General features: G+C 38.6%; 14 protein-coding genes. 6 read left to right on the top strand and 8 right to left on the bottom strand.

The window, feature by feature from the left end:
• Nucleotides 1-130: 130 nt before the first annotated feature.
• Complete coding sequence (gene folD / locus ACAY00_RS03715; protein WP_371377416.1) at nucleotides 131-985, top strand: bifunctional methylenetetrahydrofolate dehydrogenase/methenyltetrahydrofolate cyclohydrolase FolD; 855 nt, start codon at nucleotides 131-133, stop codon at nucleotides 983-985.
• A gap of 65 nt (nucleotides 986-1,050) precedes the next feature.
• Here the strand turns inward: folD and cysS are convergent, their stop codons facing one another.
• Complete coding sequence (cysS, locus tag ACAY00_RS03710) at nucleotides 1,051-2,427, bottom strand: cysteine--tRNA ligase (protein ID WP_371377413.1); 1,377 nt, start codon at nucleotides 2,425-2,427, stop codon at nucleotides 1,051-1,053.
• Nucleotides 2,428-2,807: 380 nt separating this feature from the next.
• On the opposite strand from cysS, the gene ACAY00_RS03705 reads away from it, so the two are divergent.
• Nucleotides 2,808-3,299 carry a peptidylprolyl isomerase gene (locus tag ACAY00_RS03705; protein WP_371377410.1) on the top strand — a complete coding sequence of 164 codons (492 nt, stop codon included), beginning with the start codon at nucleotides 2,808-2,810 and terminating at the stop codon, nucleotides 3,297-3,299.
• Complete coding sequence (locus ACAY00_RS03700) at nucleotides 3,300-4,034, top strand: UDP-2,3-diacylglucosamine diphosphatase (RefSeq protein WP_371377407.1); 735 nt, start codon at nucleotides 3,300-3,302, stop codon at nucleotides 4,032-4,034.
• A gap of 205 nt (nucleotides 4,035-4,239) precedes the next feature.
• Here ACAY00_RS03700 and ACAY00_RS03695 read toward each other — a convergent pair whose 3' ends face one another.
• Entirely contained in the window at nucleotides 4,240-7,554 is a 3,315-nt protein-coding gene (locus ACAY00_RS03695; protein WP_371377404.1) for a M12 family metallo-peptidase, read from the bottom strand.
• Nucleotides 7,555-8,314: 760 nt separating this feature from the next.
• On the opposite strand from ACAY00_RS03695, the gene ACAY00_RS03690 reads away from it, so the two are divergent.
• Nucleotides 8,315-9,835, top strand: coding sequence for a hypothetical protein (locus tag ACAY00_RS03690; RefSeq protein WP_371377401.1), 1,521 nt, complete (start codon nucleotides 8,315-8,317; stop codon nucleotides 9,833-9,835).
• 119 nt (nucleotides 9,836-9,954) lie between these two features.
• Here the strand turns inward: ACAY00_RS03690 and miaE are convergent, their stop codons facing one another.
• A complete protein-coding gene (gene miaE / locus ACAY00_RS03685; RefSeq protein WP_371377399.1) occupies nucleotides 9,955-10,734 on the bottom strand; it encodes a tRNA isopentenyl-2-thiomethyl-A-37 hydroxylase MiaE in 780 nt (259 codons plus the stop codon).
• 274 nt (nucleotides 10,735-11,008) lie between these two features.
• Here miaE and ACAY00_RS03680 point away from each other — a divergent pair, with 274 nt between their 5' ends.
• Both ACAY00_RS03680 and ACAY00_RS03675 read left to right on the top strand, forming a co-directional pair.
• Nucleotides 11,009-11,287 carry a hypothetical protein gene (locus tag ACAY00_RS03680; RefSeq protein WP_371377396.1) on the top strand — a complete coding sequence of 93 codons (279 nt, stop codon included), beginning with the start codon at nucleotides 11,009-11,011 and terminating at the stop codon, nucleotides 11,285-11,287.
• Between the two features lie 447 nt (nucleotides 11,288-11,734).
• Entirely contained in the window at nucleotides 11,735-12,334 is a 600-nt protein-coding gene (locus ACAY00_RS03675) for a Yip1 family protein (RefSeq protein WP_371377393.1), read from the top strand.
• A gap of 80 nt (nucleotides 12,335-12,414) precedes the next feature.
• Here the strand turns inward: ACAY00_RS03675 and purF are convergent, their stop codons facing one another.
• From purF to accD, 5 genes are all read right to left on the bottom strand, one after another.
• Complete coding sequence (purF, locus tag ACAY00_RS03670; RefSeq protein ID WP_371377390.1) at nucleotides 12,415-13,932, bottom strand: amidophosphoribosyltransferase; 1,518 nt, start codon at nucleotides 13,930-13,932, stop codon at nucleotides 12,415-12,417.
• Between the two features lie 25 nt (nucleotides 13,933-13,957).
• Nucleotides 13,958-14,440 carry a CvpA family protein gene (locus ACAY00_RS03665; protein WP_371377387.1) on the bottom strand — a complete coding sequence of 161 codons (483 nt, stop codon included), beginning with the start codon at nucleotides 14,438-14,440 and terminating at the stop codon, nucleotides 13,958-13,960.
• Nucleotides 14,441-14,572: 132 nt separating this feature from the next.
• Complete coding sequence (locus tag ACAY00_RS03660) at nucleotides 14,573-15,247, bottom strand: SPOR domain-containing protein (RefSeq protein WP_371377385.1); 675 nt, start codon at nucleotides 15,245-15,247, stop codon at nucleotides 14,573-14,575.
• A gap of 9 nt (nucleotides 15,248-15,256) precedes the next feature.
• A complete protein-coding gene (gene folC, locus ACAY00_RS03655; RefSeq protein WP_371377382.1) occupies nucleotides 15,257-16,495 on the bottom strand; it encodes a bifunctional tetrahydrofolate synthase/dihydrofolate synthase in 1,239 nt (412 codons plus the stop codon).
• Between the two features lie 39 nt (nucleotides 16,496-16,534).
• Nucleotides 16,535-17,398: an acetyl-CoA carboxylase, carboxyltransferase subunit beta gene (accD, locus tag ACAY00_RS03650; protein ID WP_371377379.1), complete on the bottom strand. Its 864-nt coding sequence runs from the start codon at nucleotides 17,396-17,398 to the stop codon at nucleotides 16,535-16,537.
• Nucleotides 17,399-17,421: the final 23 nt, after the last annotated feature.

Raw genomic sequence — 17,421 nt, 5'->3', positions numbered from 1 at the left:
ACAATATACATTACGAAAACATTTATCACTTCGATCTCATAAATTTTTTCAAATTCTTATACCTAGTGCTATAAGAAGAAATACTTTTATGAGAAAATAGCGACAAATAACAACCTTTAGTATTTACCCTATGTCAGCACAATTAATCGATGGCAAACTAATTGCCAGTCAAATCAGAGAAAATGTAAAACACAAAGTCAAACAGCGAGTAGAACTGGGTCTGCGCGCACCAGGTCTGGCTGTTGTTCTTGTTGGTCAAGACCCTGCTTCACAAGTGTATGTTGGTAGCAAACGCAAGGCCTGTGAAGAAGTAGGTTTTGTATCTAAATCTTATGATTTGCCAGCAACCACCACAGAGCATGAACTTGTTACTCTTATCGACCAACTCAATAATGATAACGAAATCGACGGTATCTTAGTTCAGTTACCATTACCTCAAGGGTTGGATGCCAATTTAATTATTGAACGTATTGACCCTAAAAAAGATGTTGATGGCTTCCACCCTCATAACGTTGGTAAACTTGCGTTACGTCAACCAGGCCTTCGCCCCTGTACACCTAAGGGTATTATGACCTTAATTGAGTCTACTGGGGTGAAAACTCATGGTCTGGAAGCGGTTATCGTTGGCGCTTCTAACATTGTTGGTCGCCCAATGACCTTAGAATTGTTACTGGCAGGCTGTACCACCACGACGACCCACAGATTCACCAAAGACCTAGAATCTAAAATACGTCAGGCTGATTTAGTTATTGTCGCGGTTGGTAAAGCAGAATTCATTCCAGGCGAATGGATAAAAGAAGGCGCAATTGTGATTGATGTCGGTATTAACCGCCTCGATAGTGGCAAATTAGTTGGTGATGTTGAATTTGATGTCGCGGCCACAAAAGCATCGTTTATTACCCCAGTGCCAGGAGGCGTTGGTCCAATGACAGTTGCAAGCCTAATTGAGAACACCTTAATCGCATGTGAACAGTTTAATGACTAAATAAGGTTTATTCGCGCAAAAAAAAACTCTGCTTATGCAGAGTTTTTTTTTGCGCGAATAAAAGATTAACCACGGCGCCAAGTTGTTTTACCGGCGCTGTCTTCTAGGATCACGTTAAGCGCTTTCAGTTTGTCTCTGGCATCATCGGCCATCGCCCAATCTTTGTTGGCGCGGGCTGTATTACGTTGCTCAATGAGTTGCTCGATAAGCTGGGTATCTTCGTCATCACCGGCTTGAAAGTATGACTCAGGGTCGGTTTGAGCAATGCCAATAATCGCCCCCAATGACTTAAGGATATACGCTAATTCTCCAGCAAGTTTCGGCTCGTTGGTTTTTAAACGATTAACTTCTTTTGCCAGTTCAAAAATTACTGGTAAGGCTTCAGGTGTATTAAAATCGTCATTCATTGCTTGTTCAAAGCGCTCTACGTATTCGTTTCCTGTCAGCTCTATGTCCACTAATTCTACCCCACGTAAAGCCGTGTAAATACGTTCAAGCGATGCACGAGCTTGAGTTAAATTGTCTTGAGAGTAATTTAATTGACTACGATAATGGCTTGATACTAAGAAGTAGCGCACGGTTTCCGCATCGTACTGACTTAATACATCACGTAGAGTAAAGAAGTTACCCAAAGATTTGGACATTTTTACTTTATCAACTTGCACCATACCACCGTGAAGCCAGTAATTTACATATGGCGTATCAAAGGCACAGCATGATTGTGCAATTTCATTTTCATGGTGTGGAAATTGTAAATCGCTGCCACCGCCATGAATGTCAAAGTGTTTGCCAAGGTGCTTGGAATTCATCGCCGAACATTCAATGTGCCAACCTGGGCGACCTTCGCCCCAAGGTGATTGCCAGCTAGGCTCACCCGGCTTGGCCATTTTCCATAAAACAAAGTCTAATGGATTATTTTTGGCTTCATCGATATCAACGCGAGAACCCGCTTGAAGCATATCTAAGTTTTGCATGCTCAATTTGCCATAATCCGGAAAGGATTTAACATCAAACATCACATCCCCATTCTTGGCAACGTACGCGTGTCCTTTATCAATTAAGCGTTCAACCAAATCGATAATCTCTGGCATATGGGTCGTCACTTTGGGGTCGATGTCAGGGCGGGCAACATTTAACGCATCAAGGTCTGCGTACATGTCAGCGGTCATTCGCTCTGTTAAGCTTTGACAGCTCTCGTTATTTTTTGCTGCGCGTTTAATGATTTTATCATCAACGTCGGTAATATTACGCACATGCGTTAAATCGTAACCTAAATGACGAAAATAACGCGCTATCACATCAAACGCGACGTAGGTACGTGCATGTCCAATATGACAATGATCATAAATGGTAATACCACAAACATACATGCCCACCTTGCCTGGCTCAATAGGTTTAAACTCTTCCTTTTTACGGGTTAATGTATTGTATACTTGTAACATTGTTGCTCTCATTGTCATTTAAGAAAAAAATCTGGCCAATTGTACCCGATGTTCAAGCGATAAACTAGCTTAGCGTTACCCCTTTGACTCTGTTGCTAACCTTCAAATTAGGGGCGATAAAATGCACGAAATCCCAGCCAAAGAACAGACAATTCCCTAAAAAGGTAAAGAGGTTGAAACAAATTCACATTTTTATTTGAATTTTATGACTTTGCCCCCATACAGGTATTTGCGAACTTTGTTGGTGCATATTTTTGTATTCACTGCAGACCGAACGGTAATCTGATTTTTGCTTTACAGTTAACTCTATTAGGTTACAATCAATTCAATATTTCGCTACCACTTTGTCGCGATATTTATTCATAAAAAAGGTAATTCCTATGATCACATTTAAAACCAACTTAGGTGACATTAAAATCGCTTTAGATTTTGATAATGCACCGGTAACCGCAGAAAACTTTAAAAAATACTGCGAAGATGGCTTTTATAATGGCACTATTTTTCACCGTGTTATTAAGGGTTTTATGGCCCAAGGCGGTGGTTTTGAATCGGGTATGACAGAAAAAACAACTCGTGCGAGCATTCAAAACGAAGCCAATAATGGTTTAAGTAATACCCGTGGTACTTTAGCGATGGCTCGTACCCAAGATCCACACTCAGCATCAGCACAATTTTTTATCAACTTAGTTGACAACACATTCCTTGATTTTAAAAGCGAAACATTACAAGGTTGGGGTTACTGTGTGTTTGGTGAAGTGGTTGAAGGCATGGACGTGGTTGACAAAATGACCCTAGTTGATACTGGCCGTCATGGTTATCACGATGACGTACCGTTAGAAAACATTATTATTGAGTCGGTAGAAGTAGCATAAGTGCAAACCACCTATTTTATTGCCGATTTGCATTTAACTCAGGAGCGTCAGGATATTACTGATTGTTTCCTGAGTTTTTTGCGCGAACAAGCACCAAAAGCCGAGAAACTTTACATCCTTGGTGATTTTTTTGAGTATTGGGTCGGTGATGACGACGACAACCCGTTTGTCTTATCGATGGCGAAAGAGCTTAAAGCTTTAGCCGACACCGGAACTGAAATATTTTTTATTCATGGCAATAGAGACTTTCTTCTCGGGGCTAAATACGCCGAAAAATCTGGTATGACTTTATTGCCAGAGTCAACGGTGATTGATCTTTATGGTCAAAAGACGTTAATTATGCACGGTGATACTTTGTGCACAAATGATGTTCAGTACCAAAAATTTCGTAAGAAATCACGTTCGTGGTGGTGGCAACTTATTGTCAAAAACTTACCGCTAAAAGTACGTAAGAACATTGCCAATAATTACCGAATGCAATCTGCAGAGCAAAAATCTAAACTCAAGCTTGAGATCATGGATGTGACTCAATCAGAAGTAGAAAGTGAATTACAAAAAGCAAAGTGTCAGTTGCTTATTCATGGTCACACCCACCGTCCTAATGTCCATCAATTTGAACTTAATGGCAAACAGGCTAAGCGCATTGTGTTAGGTGATTGGTACGAACAAGGCGCTTGGCTAAAAGTCACCCCAGAGAGCATGGAATTACTTAACCAACCTCTTGCATCTTCATAGTGCCAAACTTTTGGCACTATCTTATAAATTTTCTTTTATCCATAAGACAAGTTTACTTAGGTTAGCAAGTTTGAACTTAAAATAGTCATACCATAACAGTTTCTTTAGAAAACACTTTTTTACATAAATAGAATTATTTATTCACACCGTATTGAAATGACAAAAATTTTTAAACACTCTCCCTTAAAAAATATGGTGCTTTATTTTAAATGGACCTGTAAATAATTTTGTTATCTATTACCTTTTTAAAGTTTTTTAACCTTTGAGTTCTTAGGATAACCACTAATAAACCTAAAAGAATAAATAAGAAGTGTATTGCTCCTCCACTTGAACCAGAATCCTTAGTAGGCTGTGGAGCTGGTGAACTAGTCTCTTCTTTCTTTTTCTTGATAGTAACAGTAATTTCTTCTTGAGTAGCTTCCATTCCATCTGAGATATTTAAGTAAAAAGATAAAGTGGTGTCTTTACTTATGGAAAACTCTTGAATAGTAAAGCTATTGCTCTCATTGCTAACAATAGTCACGCTGGCTCCTTCATATTGAACCAACTCATATATTAAAGGATCGTCTTCAGCATCAGTTGCATCGAAAACTAAATCAAATGCATCACCTTCGGTAAACTCAAATACTTTATCTGAATTTAAAACAGGTACGGTATTTTCTCGTTCTTGAGTAAATACCATTAAGGGTAATTCAAATTTATTTGGAAAATTACCTTCCAAGGAATTCACTCTAATTTCAAGAGATTTAATCTCCTCTCCGAATCCACCATCGGATATACCACCATACTTTCGTGTTGGTTCTATCACACTTACTACTCTAAGCTCTATACCGTATTCTTCAAATGCCTGATAATCAGTAAGATCTACCCATCCTTTTGTTGGACTAAAGGCTCTTAGAGAAGAGTTTTCAGGGAATTGATACCCCTCTTTCTTATTTATATACAGGTAAAACTCGTCAAGCTGAATTAAATTTTCAATGGATAAGCCGATCACTTCGGTAAACGGAGTAAAAAATCTATCTTCAGCTATACCATTAGAATAAAACTTTTCTAACTTGTTCATTGATAATAAAAACGTTTTGTCAAAATCAGCCTTAGCATCTGTTATATTTCTAACATTTCTCGAAACTTTAGAAGAGAAAAGTGATAGCTGTTGAGTATTTATTAATGTCAAATTGTTATTAATGTCAAAACCAAAAACTGGTTCAAAAGAGGTAAAAAGCTCTGCAGAGGCACTCTTATAATCGGGTATGCCATCACCATCAGAATCAGTAAGCCCTTCTTTCAAGTCACTTAAGCCATCATTATCATTATCATTTGTGTCCAATAAGTCAGGCAATGTTTCTACAACTTCAAAATAGATGGTTTGAGTAAACAAAACTTGCTTGCTACCGCTTTCAATCTTTTGATTACTATCTATCTGAGCGAGCTCTTTATGATAAATATCAACGACAATTTTATGGAGCCCTAATGCCAAATCACTAATGTCAAATTCAAAAGCTCCAGATCCTATTTCAGTCATCATTATCGAACCCTCAATATCAACTGAGTAATTATCTAAGTTATTTAAAAAACTACTTATTTTTAATACTGGCTTATCCAAACTTGATTTCGCCAAAACAATTGAAGGATTATCAGACTGAGATATTTGTGCTTTAAATCCTGGAACTAAATTTTCTTTTGGAAAAATAGTTTCAATATTCGAATCTTTGACCACATCAGCTAGGTCGATATTAAACGAAAATTCTCCTACATTGATTGGATTTCCAGCACCATTAATTCCATTAAAAGCCTTTACTACTATAGGTAGTCGTTTTTGAATAAACAAAGTCCTAAACTGGTGCGTTACAAAATCAGAGTTCGGAATATCGTATGGAGTGAGTTTTATTTCTGTCACTTCGTAAAAATAATCTAACCAATCTTCGGTAGAATACTTTGAAGTTATAATCAAAGCTCTATCAACGCCACTCCCCGTAAATTCAAAATTAAAAAATTGATGAATGTTGACTCTCTCACAATCATTTCGACTAGAATCTTCACAACTACCAACAGGAGTAGAAATTTCAAATGTATCATTGCTGGTTTCTGAATCATAAGAACTTAACTTGAAATTAATTTCTTGTGTTTGATTGAGAGCAGGAAGAGATACTAGTGTTGTTTCAGGAGTTATTTGTCCTGAATCAATATCATATTCTATTGGACTACCACCTATCCATTCAGCTCCTTTTCTCCTTGCTCCAACATAAGCAGTTCCCATAGGAAGAAGCCTTACTTCATCGTGGTTTTTAAAAATACCATATATACCAATAGCCATTGTTGTTATATCACCAGTGTACCTAGGCACCGTTACTATTGGTTCGGTCACAATTGTTTTGAAATTTCGGGAATTACCATCCTTATCGGGACGTAGTTTATATCTCCCACTTAAATTACTAATTAGGTAGCTTTCAGCGATATCAGCGTCTTCCCACGAAACCACCACCTCTTCTATCGTTGAAGAAATATTCAAATCCGTTGCCCAATAATCTAATGACACAATATCTTTAGAACTGTGATCGAAATACTTCACGTTATTTGCAGGGCTTAATTCCGATTCAGATACGCCGATAGGTATACCGTTATACAAAATTTCAGGGTTTGAAAATAAAGGCAAATTAACGCATTCAATACCTTCATTATCACATTGTGCTGAGTTAGCCATATCAGTGTAAAAAGCATTATTAATGTCAACATAACCAAAATGGATATCGCTTTCGTTTAGGCTGCCTTGTTGATAACGAGATGACGAATATCTATCATGTTCAGCCCCCAAAAAATGCCCTAGCTCATGAGCTAACGCATCTAATTGATCTGCAGTTGAAATAGCATTGGCGGTTGTATGGCATATTCTTATTGGCTGCTTTTTCTCCATATTCATTTTGTAGTCCCTAGGCTGTACTCCAAAAATACAAGCCCCGCCTAAATAACCACCTAAATCAGAAGGATCAACAATATTCATGATGATATCTAGTCCATTAATCACCATCATTTTTTTAAACCAACTTTGCTCAAGAACAATCCTATTTCCAATAGCGTGTAATTCTCGCCAATCATCAGTAACCAAAGTTTCTGTGCTTTTAATTAAGACCCATTCAAATTGAGCAATTGAACCTGAGGATTTTAATTTTGCATTAACAGCGCGTGCAGCTTTATTCAAAGCTGTTACAGTGTCAGTGTTTTTATACTTAAAATAAAGCTCGGTCGCTTCGTCATAAACAAACCCAACTCTAATATTTTCACGGATTTTAGGCTCTTCTGTTGTGTCTTTAGATAGTAACTCTTCTTTTGTAAAACCATTCCATTCGCGGGGTTCTTCTGTAGATTCAGACGCGTTTAGAGATTCTGTAAGGCTAAAAGTTTTATCTATATAAATATCATCATGGGAGTGCTTTTGATAATTTTCGGTAGTGGCAAAGGCGAAGGTAATAAAAGTAAGGGTAATAGAACAAGCCGCTAAACTTTTTATTGGTGTTTTTATCATACTAGCTCCTGAAAACATCAAGTGTCTAGGAACTAATAATTATTTTTATCTGATAGCCCAAAAGTTCCTTTTCGTAAACCTCATATTAAACAGTTGGAAATTTTTTGCAACCAATGAGGCACTTAAATAACTATTCCACTCAAAACGTATTTAAAAGTAGATGAATGTTAGATGTATATAGCCATTGCCCTTTGGATTGAAGCTAAAATCGCTTTACTCTGCGTTAAATATGATGGGTTTAGGAGACTAAACAACATAAATTTTGCCTTGATTAAAACGATGTTCTCTCTCAGTAGAATCATTAAAGAAATGATAAACACGCCCCTGGCAAGTTACCTAATGCTTTTTCAATTTAAAGCGGGTTTTTAACCAGCTTTAACTAGGTAGATATGATTTTAACAGCTGTATGATGGGTTATTTTAAGCTCAGGTTCCGCCGTTTGAGGCACCCCACTATGAAACTTAAAATCATCATATAAAAAGCAAGGTGAAACCAAGTTTTCAAATTAACTCCCATTTTTATAATTAAGTAAACCTTGTTGTTTTTTCTGTTTAATAGCAACCAAAACACACCTATCTGAATGAAAAAAAGCCACTTTTGTCAATAGTCTGTCAACGTCGATTGTGCTTTTGTAAAGTTAAGTAAAGCAGGATTCAGATAAGGAACAGATAAGTTACATTGCACTCCATTAATCACTAATAACCGTTAAAACGAGCGTTTATTAGTAAAAATAATCACAATAAATTTTTGGAGATAAATTATGCGCAATAAATTAATTAGAGTAAAAAAGCGGATTTACGGTGTACTCATTCTTAGTGCATTAATGTCATTACTTACAGCGTGTACTGACAGTAGTAGTGATGGTGAAAGCAATAGTGGTGCTGTAAAGTTTTACAACGCCTCTAGCAATTCACCAGATATGTTTTTTGTTGTCGATGAAGATCTCGATGATGAAGATGAGGATGCCCTTGAATTCATCTATTCTAACATTGGTTACGGTGAGTCTACCGCTAGTAAAAATATTGAGGACACCAACTATTTTATTGAGGTGTCTTGGCAAAGTGAAGACTCAAAAGATAGGGAAGATCTAACTATCGTTCATCAAACGAGCGTTAATATTGAAAAAGAGCAATTAACACTATTCGTCTTAGATGGCGACATTAGTGAGTCTACTTTGCTTCAGTACAATTTACCAATAATCAATGATGAGAATGATTATGAAGAGGAACTGTTTAATTTCTCTATTCTCAACCTTCATAATCAGTATGATTCCTTACAACTACACGTTTCACTAGCTAACGAAACATTCAATGAGGCCGTGGCTATAAGCCAATTTGAATACCAACAACTCACAAGCAACCAAAAGCTGGAACAAGAGGAATATATATTTTATCTAACCTCTCCAGATCAAGAAGAGATACTGTTCCAATCTGAACCAATCAACTTTCCTTATGCTTATCAATATATATTTATGGTCAAACCTAGTAACGGTAGTGGTGATTCTAAATTTAGTGTCGACATTTTGACTTGGGCAAGTTTTATCAATCTAGAGCATCAAGGTGAATCAGGTAAAATTCGCGTTTACAATGGCATTGAAAATCACGAATTATTACCAAATTATACAGGAGAAATAAGCACTGTTCTTGAAACTATTGGCGATACAATTTCCATAGACTCTTTGAATATTGGTGAGTTCAGTGAAGTCCATTCAGCCCAGAGAGGCGATTATCAAATTGCTTTAACGACCAGTGAAACTGAACAGCCTCTTTTAAGGAACCATTTACTGACTCTAAGTGAAAATGTATTTAAGACAGTATTTTTTTATTTAAGTGAAGAGAACGTAGATTATGATGGTGACGGGGATGTAGATGAAGATGGCGACGGCTATGTTGATGAAGTGGAGATAAAAATACAATCTATGGTGGTTGAAAACAACCTCAATGAATCACCATTTCAACATAACCTACAGTTATTAAACCTTGTTAATGACGATGATTATAAGAGCATTCGAGTTTATTTTGTTCGTAGTAATGAACTGATTCAAAGTGCTGTACATTGGCGCACAGTTTGGTTTGCTACACCATCTGACATTAACCTAACGAACAATACCTATGAAATATATGCCGTCGCAGAAGATGACAGTAGCGACATCATTTTAGCATCTAAACTGCTGGTACTAGATGAATCCAGTAACAATCAATTTCTTTTATTAGAAAGAGATCAAAGCAGTGATAGTGGTTATAGAATGACATTAAGCGATCAAAATCCCCAAGGTAATTAAGCAAAGTTTTGCTTTACTAGGCAAATTACCTAATGCTTTTTCAATTTTAAGCGGGTTTTTATTAAAAGAATACCCGCTTTAACTAAAGGTAGATATGATTTTAACAGCTGTATGATGGGTTATTTAAGCTCAAGTTCTGCCGTTTGAGGCACCCCACTATGAAACTTAAAATCATCATCACTTAATAAAATAAGCTCGGCTTCAACCTTACCAAAATAAGCCACACGCTCTGAAATATCACGCCCAGCAATTTTCTCAGCCAAAGTTAAATAGTCTTGATAATGCCTTGCTTCTGAGCGCAGCAGTGAAACATAAAACTTATTTAATTCATCATCTAAAAACGGTGCAAGTTTAGCAAAGCGCTCGCATGAACGTGCTTCAATGTAAGCACCTATGATCAGTTTATCAACCAACGCATCTGGCTCATAAGTTTTAACATGAGTTAATAGCCCCTTAGCATAGCGCCCTGCCCTAATGTTTTGGTATGGGATATTACGATTAACCATAATTTCTAGCACTTGGTAAAAGTGATGCAACTCTTCTTTAATAAGCAGCACCATTTTATCAATTAGCTCTTGGCCATAAGGCGATTCACTCTTAGGTAAAATCGCTTTGGTCAGCTTTTCCGCTTTTGCAAGTGATTGCAAATCGCCTTTCTTTTTATAAACAAACTCTTCAAACGGTTTTAACCACTCTAATAATGCAGTCGCAGAGTCTTTATCCACCGCATATTTACGAATAAGGAACATCGCCGATTGCGCAGCCTTAAGCTCACAAAGCATATGATCGGTTAAGATTAACTGTAAGTTTTCTGTTTTTTTCGCTTCATCAATCCAGCTATCAGGTGTTTTACATTGTAAAAAGCTATGAATGGGTGCGAGTAGTTCAGAATAAGGCATAAGGGGCATAAAACTGGTTTAAATAATGTGGCAAGTTTACCATGTATCATCTGTTGTTTTCAGCTAGTTTTTACTCGCAGACTCGTACCTGTTCCGCGGGTTATATGTTAGGATGACAAATAAATAGTTTACCTACCTCGCACAATGTAAAGTTTAAGATGTAAAGCTAAGCGCAGATGAAATAGCCGATGATTGTGAAATTTGATGAAAATCTTACCAAGCACCCCATTGCTTGCCCCCCTCTGGGCACCACATATTTTTAAGAATAATTTTTATGCCAAAATCAAAACTTCAACAGCAACTAGACACACACCGACAATTAATTCATAGCGAAAACCTTAAGGTCACTTCGCATGTCCAAAGAGAACAAGGAGATTGGATCCTTAACACTTTGATGATTGACAAATATAGTGTGCCCTTTAAATACAAGCGTAAGAAGTTATATCGCATATTAACAGGGCAAAAAGTGAATTTAACCTACTACCCAGAGGTAGAAACTATCGCCGGTTTTCAAATTGAAGTGATGAAAGTTGTGCGGGTTAAAGTCGCGTAACGCCCTTCTCTAGCGAGGTTGAATGCGACATTTATAATCCACGATAAAATAGCCAGTTTTTCATCATTGATCGATCTTCATGATCAATAGCTTTTATCCATAGGTAGGTCTTAACGGTGTTATTTCACCAAGGCTTTCAACAAGGCTGCTACAACGAAAAATAGCCTTACCTTACATCTTGCTCCCCATTCATTGAAAACCTCTTTACACTCCCCTAACCCCGAAATGTTAACGGATGAGTAAAAAACAAGCAAAAAGCAACGTAAAAAGTGATTAATTATTACCCAAGTCTTGACGAATAGCTCCTGTTATTTCATAACTAGGTTAAGCAGTTAAAAAAATGTAAACATAAAAACGAGATAAACGTTAATAACTGCATTAATCGTTCAACCGAAAATACCTTTGAGTTTGGGTTGTTCGCAGGGGAAGCAAAGAGGAAGTTATAAGATGATATTAAATCACATATGGGGTCTATATGCCCATCCTAAAGATGAATGGGACAGTATCGACAAACGCCATGAAAGTTTTTTTTACGCATTATCCCACATCTTGCTGGTCGCATTAATACCTACTATTTGTGGCTATTTTGCAGCTGCACACATAGGTTGGTCTATTGGCGCTGGCGATCCTATCAAAATCACGCCTGAAACAGGTCTTTTATTAGCGGGTTCTATGTATGTTGCCATTATTGTTGGGGTATTCGCACTGGCCTATATGATCCAATGGATGAGTAAGACATTTGATTCCAATCCAAGTTTTACTCAATGTCTTGAACTAGCTGCTTACGCATCAACTCCTGTACTTATGGTGGGGGTTGCGGCCTTGTATCCTGTGCTTTGGTTTGTCGCCGTAGCCGGTATGATTGCTGTCGCCTACTCGGTTTATTTGCTCTATTCTGGTATTCCTATCATGATGCACATACCAGAAGAAAAGGGGTTTATTTATTCAAGTTCAATCGTTACCGTGGCTTTAGTCCTACTGGTATGCATCCTTGCCGCAACGGCAATGATTTGGACATTAGGTTTTGGCCCTGAGTTTTCAAGTTAACCTAACCTGACTAGCTGATAGTAAAATAAGCACAAAAAAGGCGCATTAAATGCGCCTTTTGATTTCGCTAGAATGAAACCTTATTCGGCCCCTTCATTATGCATATCAATAATTGAATCTGCTTCTTTATCGCTTAGTTCTTTGGTGTTGTTATTACGCATAGCATCAAGCTGCACAAGGTAGTCGTTATCGATATCTTGAGTAATGTACTGACCGCTAAATACCGATGTTTCAAATTGCTTGATATCTTTGTTGCCAGTCGATACAGCGCTAATCAAGTCATCTAAGTCTTGATAAATCAACTTATCTGCTCCGATCAACTCACAAATATCTTCTAACTCTCGACCATGGGCAACCAATTCATTGGCGCTTGGCATATCAATTCCATAAACATTTGGAAAACGAACTTCTGGCGCTGCTGATGCAAAGTAGACTTTTTTGGCTCCAGCATTTCTTGCCATCTCAATAATTTGTTCGGATGTGGTACCACGAACGATTGAATCATCGACCAATAAGACGTTCTTACCTTTAAATTCTTGGGTAATTGCATTGAGTTTGCGCTTAACCGACTTCTTACGCTCTGTTTGACCAGGCATAATAAAGGTACGGCCAACGTAGCGGTTCTTAACAAAACCTTGGCGATACGGTAGGTCTAAGATATTAGCGATTTGTAATGCGATATCACACGACGTTTCAGGGATAGGAATGACCACGTCAATATCAAGATCTTCCCATTCTTTGGCGATTTTATTTCCTAATGCCGTGCCCATTTCTACACGAGAAGCATACACAGACATCTTATCCATTGTAGAGTCAGGGCGAGCAAAATATACAAATTCAAAAATACATGGGTTATAACATGGATTTTGGGCACATTGCTTACTAAATAATTGACCGTCTTCGGTAATATAAATCGCTTCACCTGGAGCTACATCACGAATAAATTCAAAGTCACAAGCATCTAATGCAACAGACTCTGAAGCGACCATGTATTCAACGCCTTTTTCGGTTTCTCTTTTACCAAAAACCAGCGGACGAATACCATTTGGATCACGAAAAGCGACAAGACCATGCCCAATCACTAAAGCTACCGTAGCGTAAGCCCCTCTTACCCGACTGTGTACGCGAGATACGGCCGTAAAAATATCTTCAGATGACAATTCAAAGCTTTGGCTTTGCTGTAACTCATGTGCGAAGATATTTAACAACAACTCTGAATCCGAAGTCGTGTTAACGTGGCGCTTCGCTTTTGAATATAACCATTCTTTTAACTCTTGGGCATTGGTTAAATTACCATTATGCGCTAAGGAAATACCGTATGGTGAATTGGCATAAAATGGTTGAGCTTCAGACGAGCTTGAGGTACCAGCGGTTGGGTAACGAACATGACCAATACCAGTATTGCCTTCTAGACGTAACATATGACGCGTATGAAAAACGTCTTTTACCAGGCCATTTGCTTTACGCATTCTGAATTTATTATCACTGATTGTAACAATACCAGCTGCATCTTGACCACGATGCTGAATAACGGTTAAACCATCATACAAAGCTTGACTTACTGGGGAGGTGCCGACGATGCCAACAATACCACACATGAATTTTCTCTCCAAAGATACTGAATTAATTTAAAAAGCTGGAGGTGGACTTGATGTACTCAAAGAACCACTCAATAACAACTTTAAATTCAGGAATTAATACGGCTTGTTGCCACCACAAAGTATCTGGGGCTGGGGTAAAAGCATCCATGAAAAATAGAATTGCACTTACAACGAGGGCGCCACGAAGCGCCCCAAATGCCAGACCCAGCACGCGATCGGTGCCAGACAAACCAGTTTTATTTACAAGTTGGCCTATCAAATAATTGATAATTGCCCCTAAAATTAACGTGATTATAAACAAAATGGCTATGGCTGCAGCATTTCGCAGCATAGGATCTGTGATATTGGTGAGGTACGTCGAAAGCTCCTGATAAAAGGTGCTCGAGACGAAAAATGCGCCTATCCAAATTACCAACGATACTGCTTCTTTGGCAAAGCCACGAACTAAACTGATCAGAGTTGAAATGCCTATTATTATTAAGATGGCATAATCTATCCAAAGCATATTTTTTCCCTCTTGTTTATGCGGCGCATTCTATCAGTTGCGTCTAAAAATTTATAGCTATTTCCCTGAGATTTCTAAAACAATTTAGCCAAAAAAGGTGCTTTGTTAAAGCACCTTTTTAAATACATCGACTTAATTTGTTGCACTATATTGAGCAACTCGCCCTTGAACTCCGGTTAAGGTTTTGAGTTCGGGCAACATCCCTTGTAAACTTTGCCTATCAAATTGGGGACCAATAAACACTTTCGTTAAGGTCCCGGTTGAAGTTTTAATCGGTTTAGTAAACACACTATAGCCGCTCTTTTTCAACTTTAATGTAAGCTTTTCAACATTTTGTTGATGTTTAAAACTTCCCAACTGGATAACATAAGACTTAGACTTATCGATACTGCTGGCAACAGGGTTAATCTGGGTAATGCCATTTTCGCTAAACTGAGGTTTTGGCTTTGCTTTGTTCGCAACGGCTTTAGTTACAACAGTTTTTGTATCTTTTGTGGTGTCTTCGATCTTAGTTGACGTGGTTGATGGCGCCAAAGAAGTATCGTTCACACTGACCGAGTCATCATCAATAAGCGCATCATCATCAGCTTGCTCATCATTAACGGATTGCGGCTCTAATGCTACAAACTGAGATTGGTCTAAAGGCTCTAATGGAATTGCTTTTACCGACTCAGGTGCTTTGGGGATTGGTTCAAACTGAGCTTTATAGGCTTTGCGTTCTCCATCAAAAATATCAGGAAGAAAAATAATGGCCGCAGCAGCGACGATGATAGTACCAACTAAACGATTTTGAAACGGGCTCGACACAATGGATCCTTATTGAGATTTTTTTACTTCAGCCACCGTAAAAAAGGAGCCAAACACTAAAATCATATCATTATTATTTGCATGTTCTAGGGCTATTTTATAGGCCTCGCTAATATTGTCAAAGTGATTACAACTTTTCCCTAAATCGGCCAGTGTTTGAGCCATCACTGTTGAACTTGCTCCCCTTGGCGTCGGTAACGAGCCAACATACCAATGGTCAATGCAATCGAGCATTTCACGCAATACCGATTTAATGTCCTTGTCAACTAACATACCACAAACCGCCAGCACCTTAGCTTTATTTTGACGTTTTACAAAATCATTTAAATAACGCGCGGCATGAGGGTTATGACCAACATCTAACACCACCAATGGTGATTGCTTAATCACTTCGGTACGACCTTCAACCTGAGTTTTAACAATCCACTGATTGACCTTATGAGCACTTAACTCGATGCCGGTGTGAGCTAACACAGCTAAGGCTGTCGCAACATTGTCTCTGGGGATAAATGGATGGGTTAATGCCGATAGCGCTACTGCGCCATAGCGCCAACACCACTGGCTGTTTGTATCTTCGCGGATAGAAAAATCTCGCTCACGTAAACACACCAAGGCGCCAAACTCTTGGCAGTGTTGTAATACCTTCTCAGGTAAATTAGGCTCACCAATAACTACCGGCTTGTTGGCCCTAATAATTCCAGCTTTTTCAAGCCCTATACTGGTTCTGTCATTACCTAAAAATGCCTGATGGTCTAAATCAATACTGGTGATCACCGCAATATCACTATCAATGATATTGGTCGCATCTAATCGCCCCCCTAGACCTACTTCCAAAATAACAACATCCGGTTTAACCGCTTGAATAATAATCAAAGCAGCCAAAGTGGTGTATTCGTAATAGGTTAATGAAATTTCTTTGCGAGCTTGTTCGATGGTTTCAAAAGCGGCAATTAAGGGGGGATCTTGCACCAACTCTTGGTTAATGCGTAAACGTTCATTAAAAACATTTATATGAGGCGAAGAGTAAACCGCAACCGATTTACCTTCAGCCAACAAGGCGTTCTCGATAAAGGCACAGGTTGTGCCCTTACCATTAGTACCTGCAACAGTAATAACCTGACTGGCAGATAAATCGATACCGATTCTTTTGGCTACTTTGGAGATCCGCGCCAAACCCATGTCAATTTCTGTTGCATGGATTGACTCCAAGTAATCAAGCCACTGCGTAACCGTTTGAAAATTATGCATAACAACTCCCGAAGGTAAAATAAGTGGCAATGAATATAATTAAATACTTGGTTCAGGTTGACCCGTAAATTTAGCCAATAGTCGTGCTAGTGTTGAGCGCATTTCACGACGGTCAACAATCATGTCGATGGCGCCATGCTCAAGTAAGAACTCTGAACGTTGAAATCCTTCCGGTAATTTTTCACGTACGGTTTGTTCGATAACCCGTGGCCCGGCAAAGCCAATAAGCGCTTTAGGTTCAGCCACATTAACATCACCTAGCATCGCTAAACTCGCCGAAACACCACCCATCGTAGGGTCGGTTAATACCGAAATAAAGGGTAAACCTTTCTCGCTCATTTTCGCCAATGCGGCACCGGTTTTAGCCATTTGCATCAAAGACATCAATGCCTCTTGCATACGAGCACCACCACTGGCAGAAAAACAAACCAGCGGCAATCCATGCTCTATACACTCTTCAGCGGCTTTAACAAAGCGAGCACCGACAACAGAGGCCATTGAACCACCTAAAAATGAAAATTCAAACGCTGCCACAACCACTGGCATACCCGCTAGTTCACCACGCATAGCAACCAATGCATCTTTCTCACCGGTGCTCTTTTGAGCGGCACTTAAGCGGTCTTTATAACGTTTGGAGTCCTTAAACTTAAGCTTATCTTGAGGCTCTAGATCGGCACCAATCTCGTGTCTTTCACCGGCATCTAAAAACGATTCTATACGCTTTCGAGCTGACAAACGCATATGGTGGTCACACTTTGGACAAACCCCCATTTGGCGTTCAAGTTCGGCAGTGTAAAGCACGGAATTACAGGAAGTACACTTACTCCATAAACCTTCAGGAATGTTTTTCTTATTGGATGTAGAAGTTTTTGCTTTTGGTAGAATTTTTTCAATCCAACTCATCTGTGAGTTACCCTATAAATTAA

It is taken from the genome of Thalassotalea sp. 273M-4 (assembly GCF_041410465.1).
Classification (GTDB): domain Bacteria; phylum Pseudomonadota; class Gammaproteobacteria; order Enterobacterales; family Alteromonadaceae; genus Thalassotalea_A; species Thalassotalea_A aquiviva.
The sequence above is the reverse complement of the archived record's forward strand: the minus strand, read 5'-3'. Positions and strand labels throughout refer to the sequence as shown.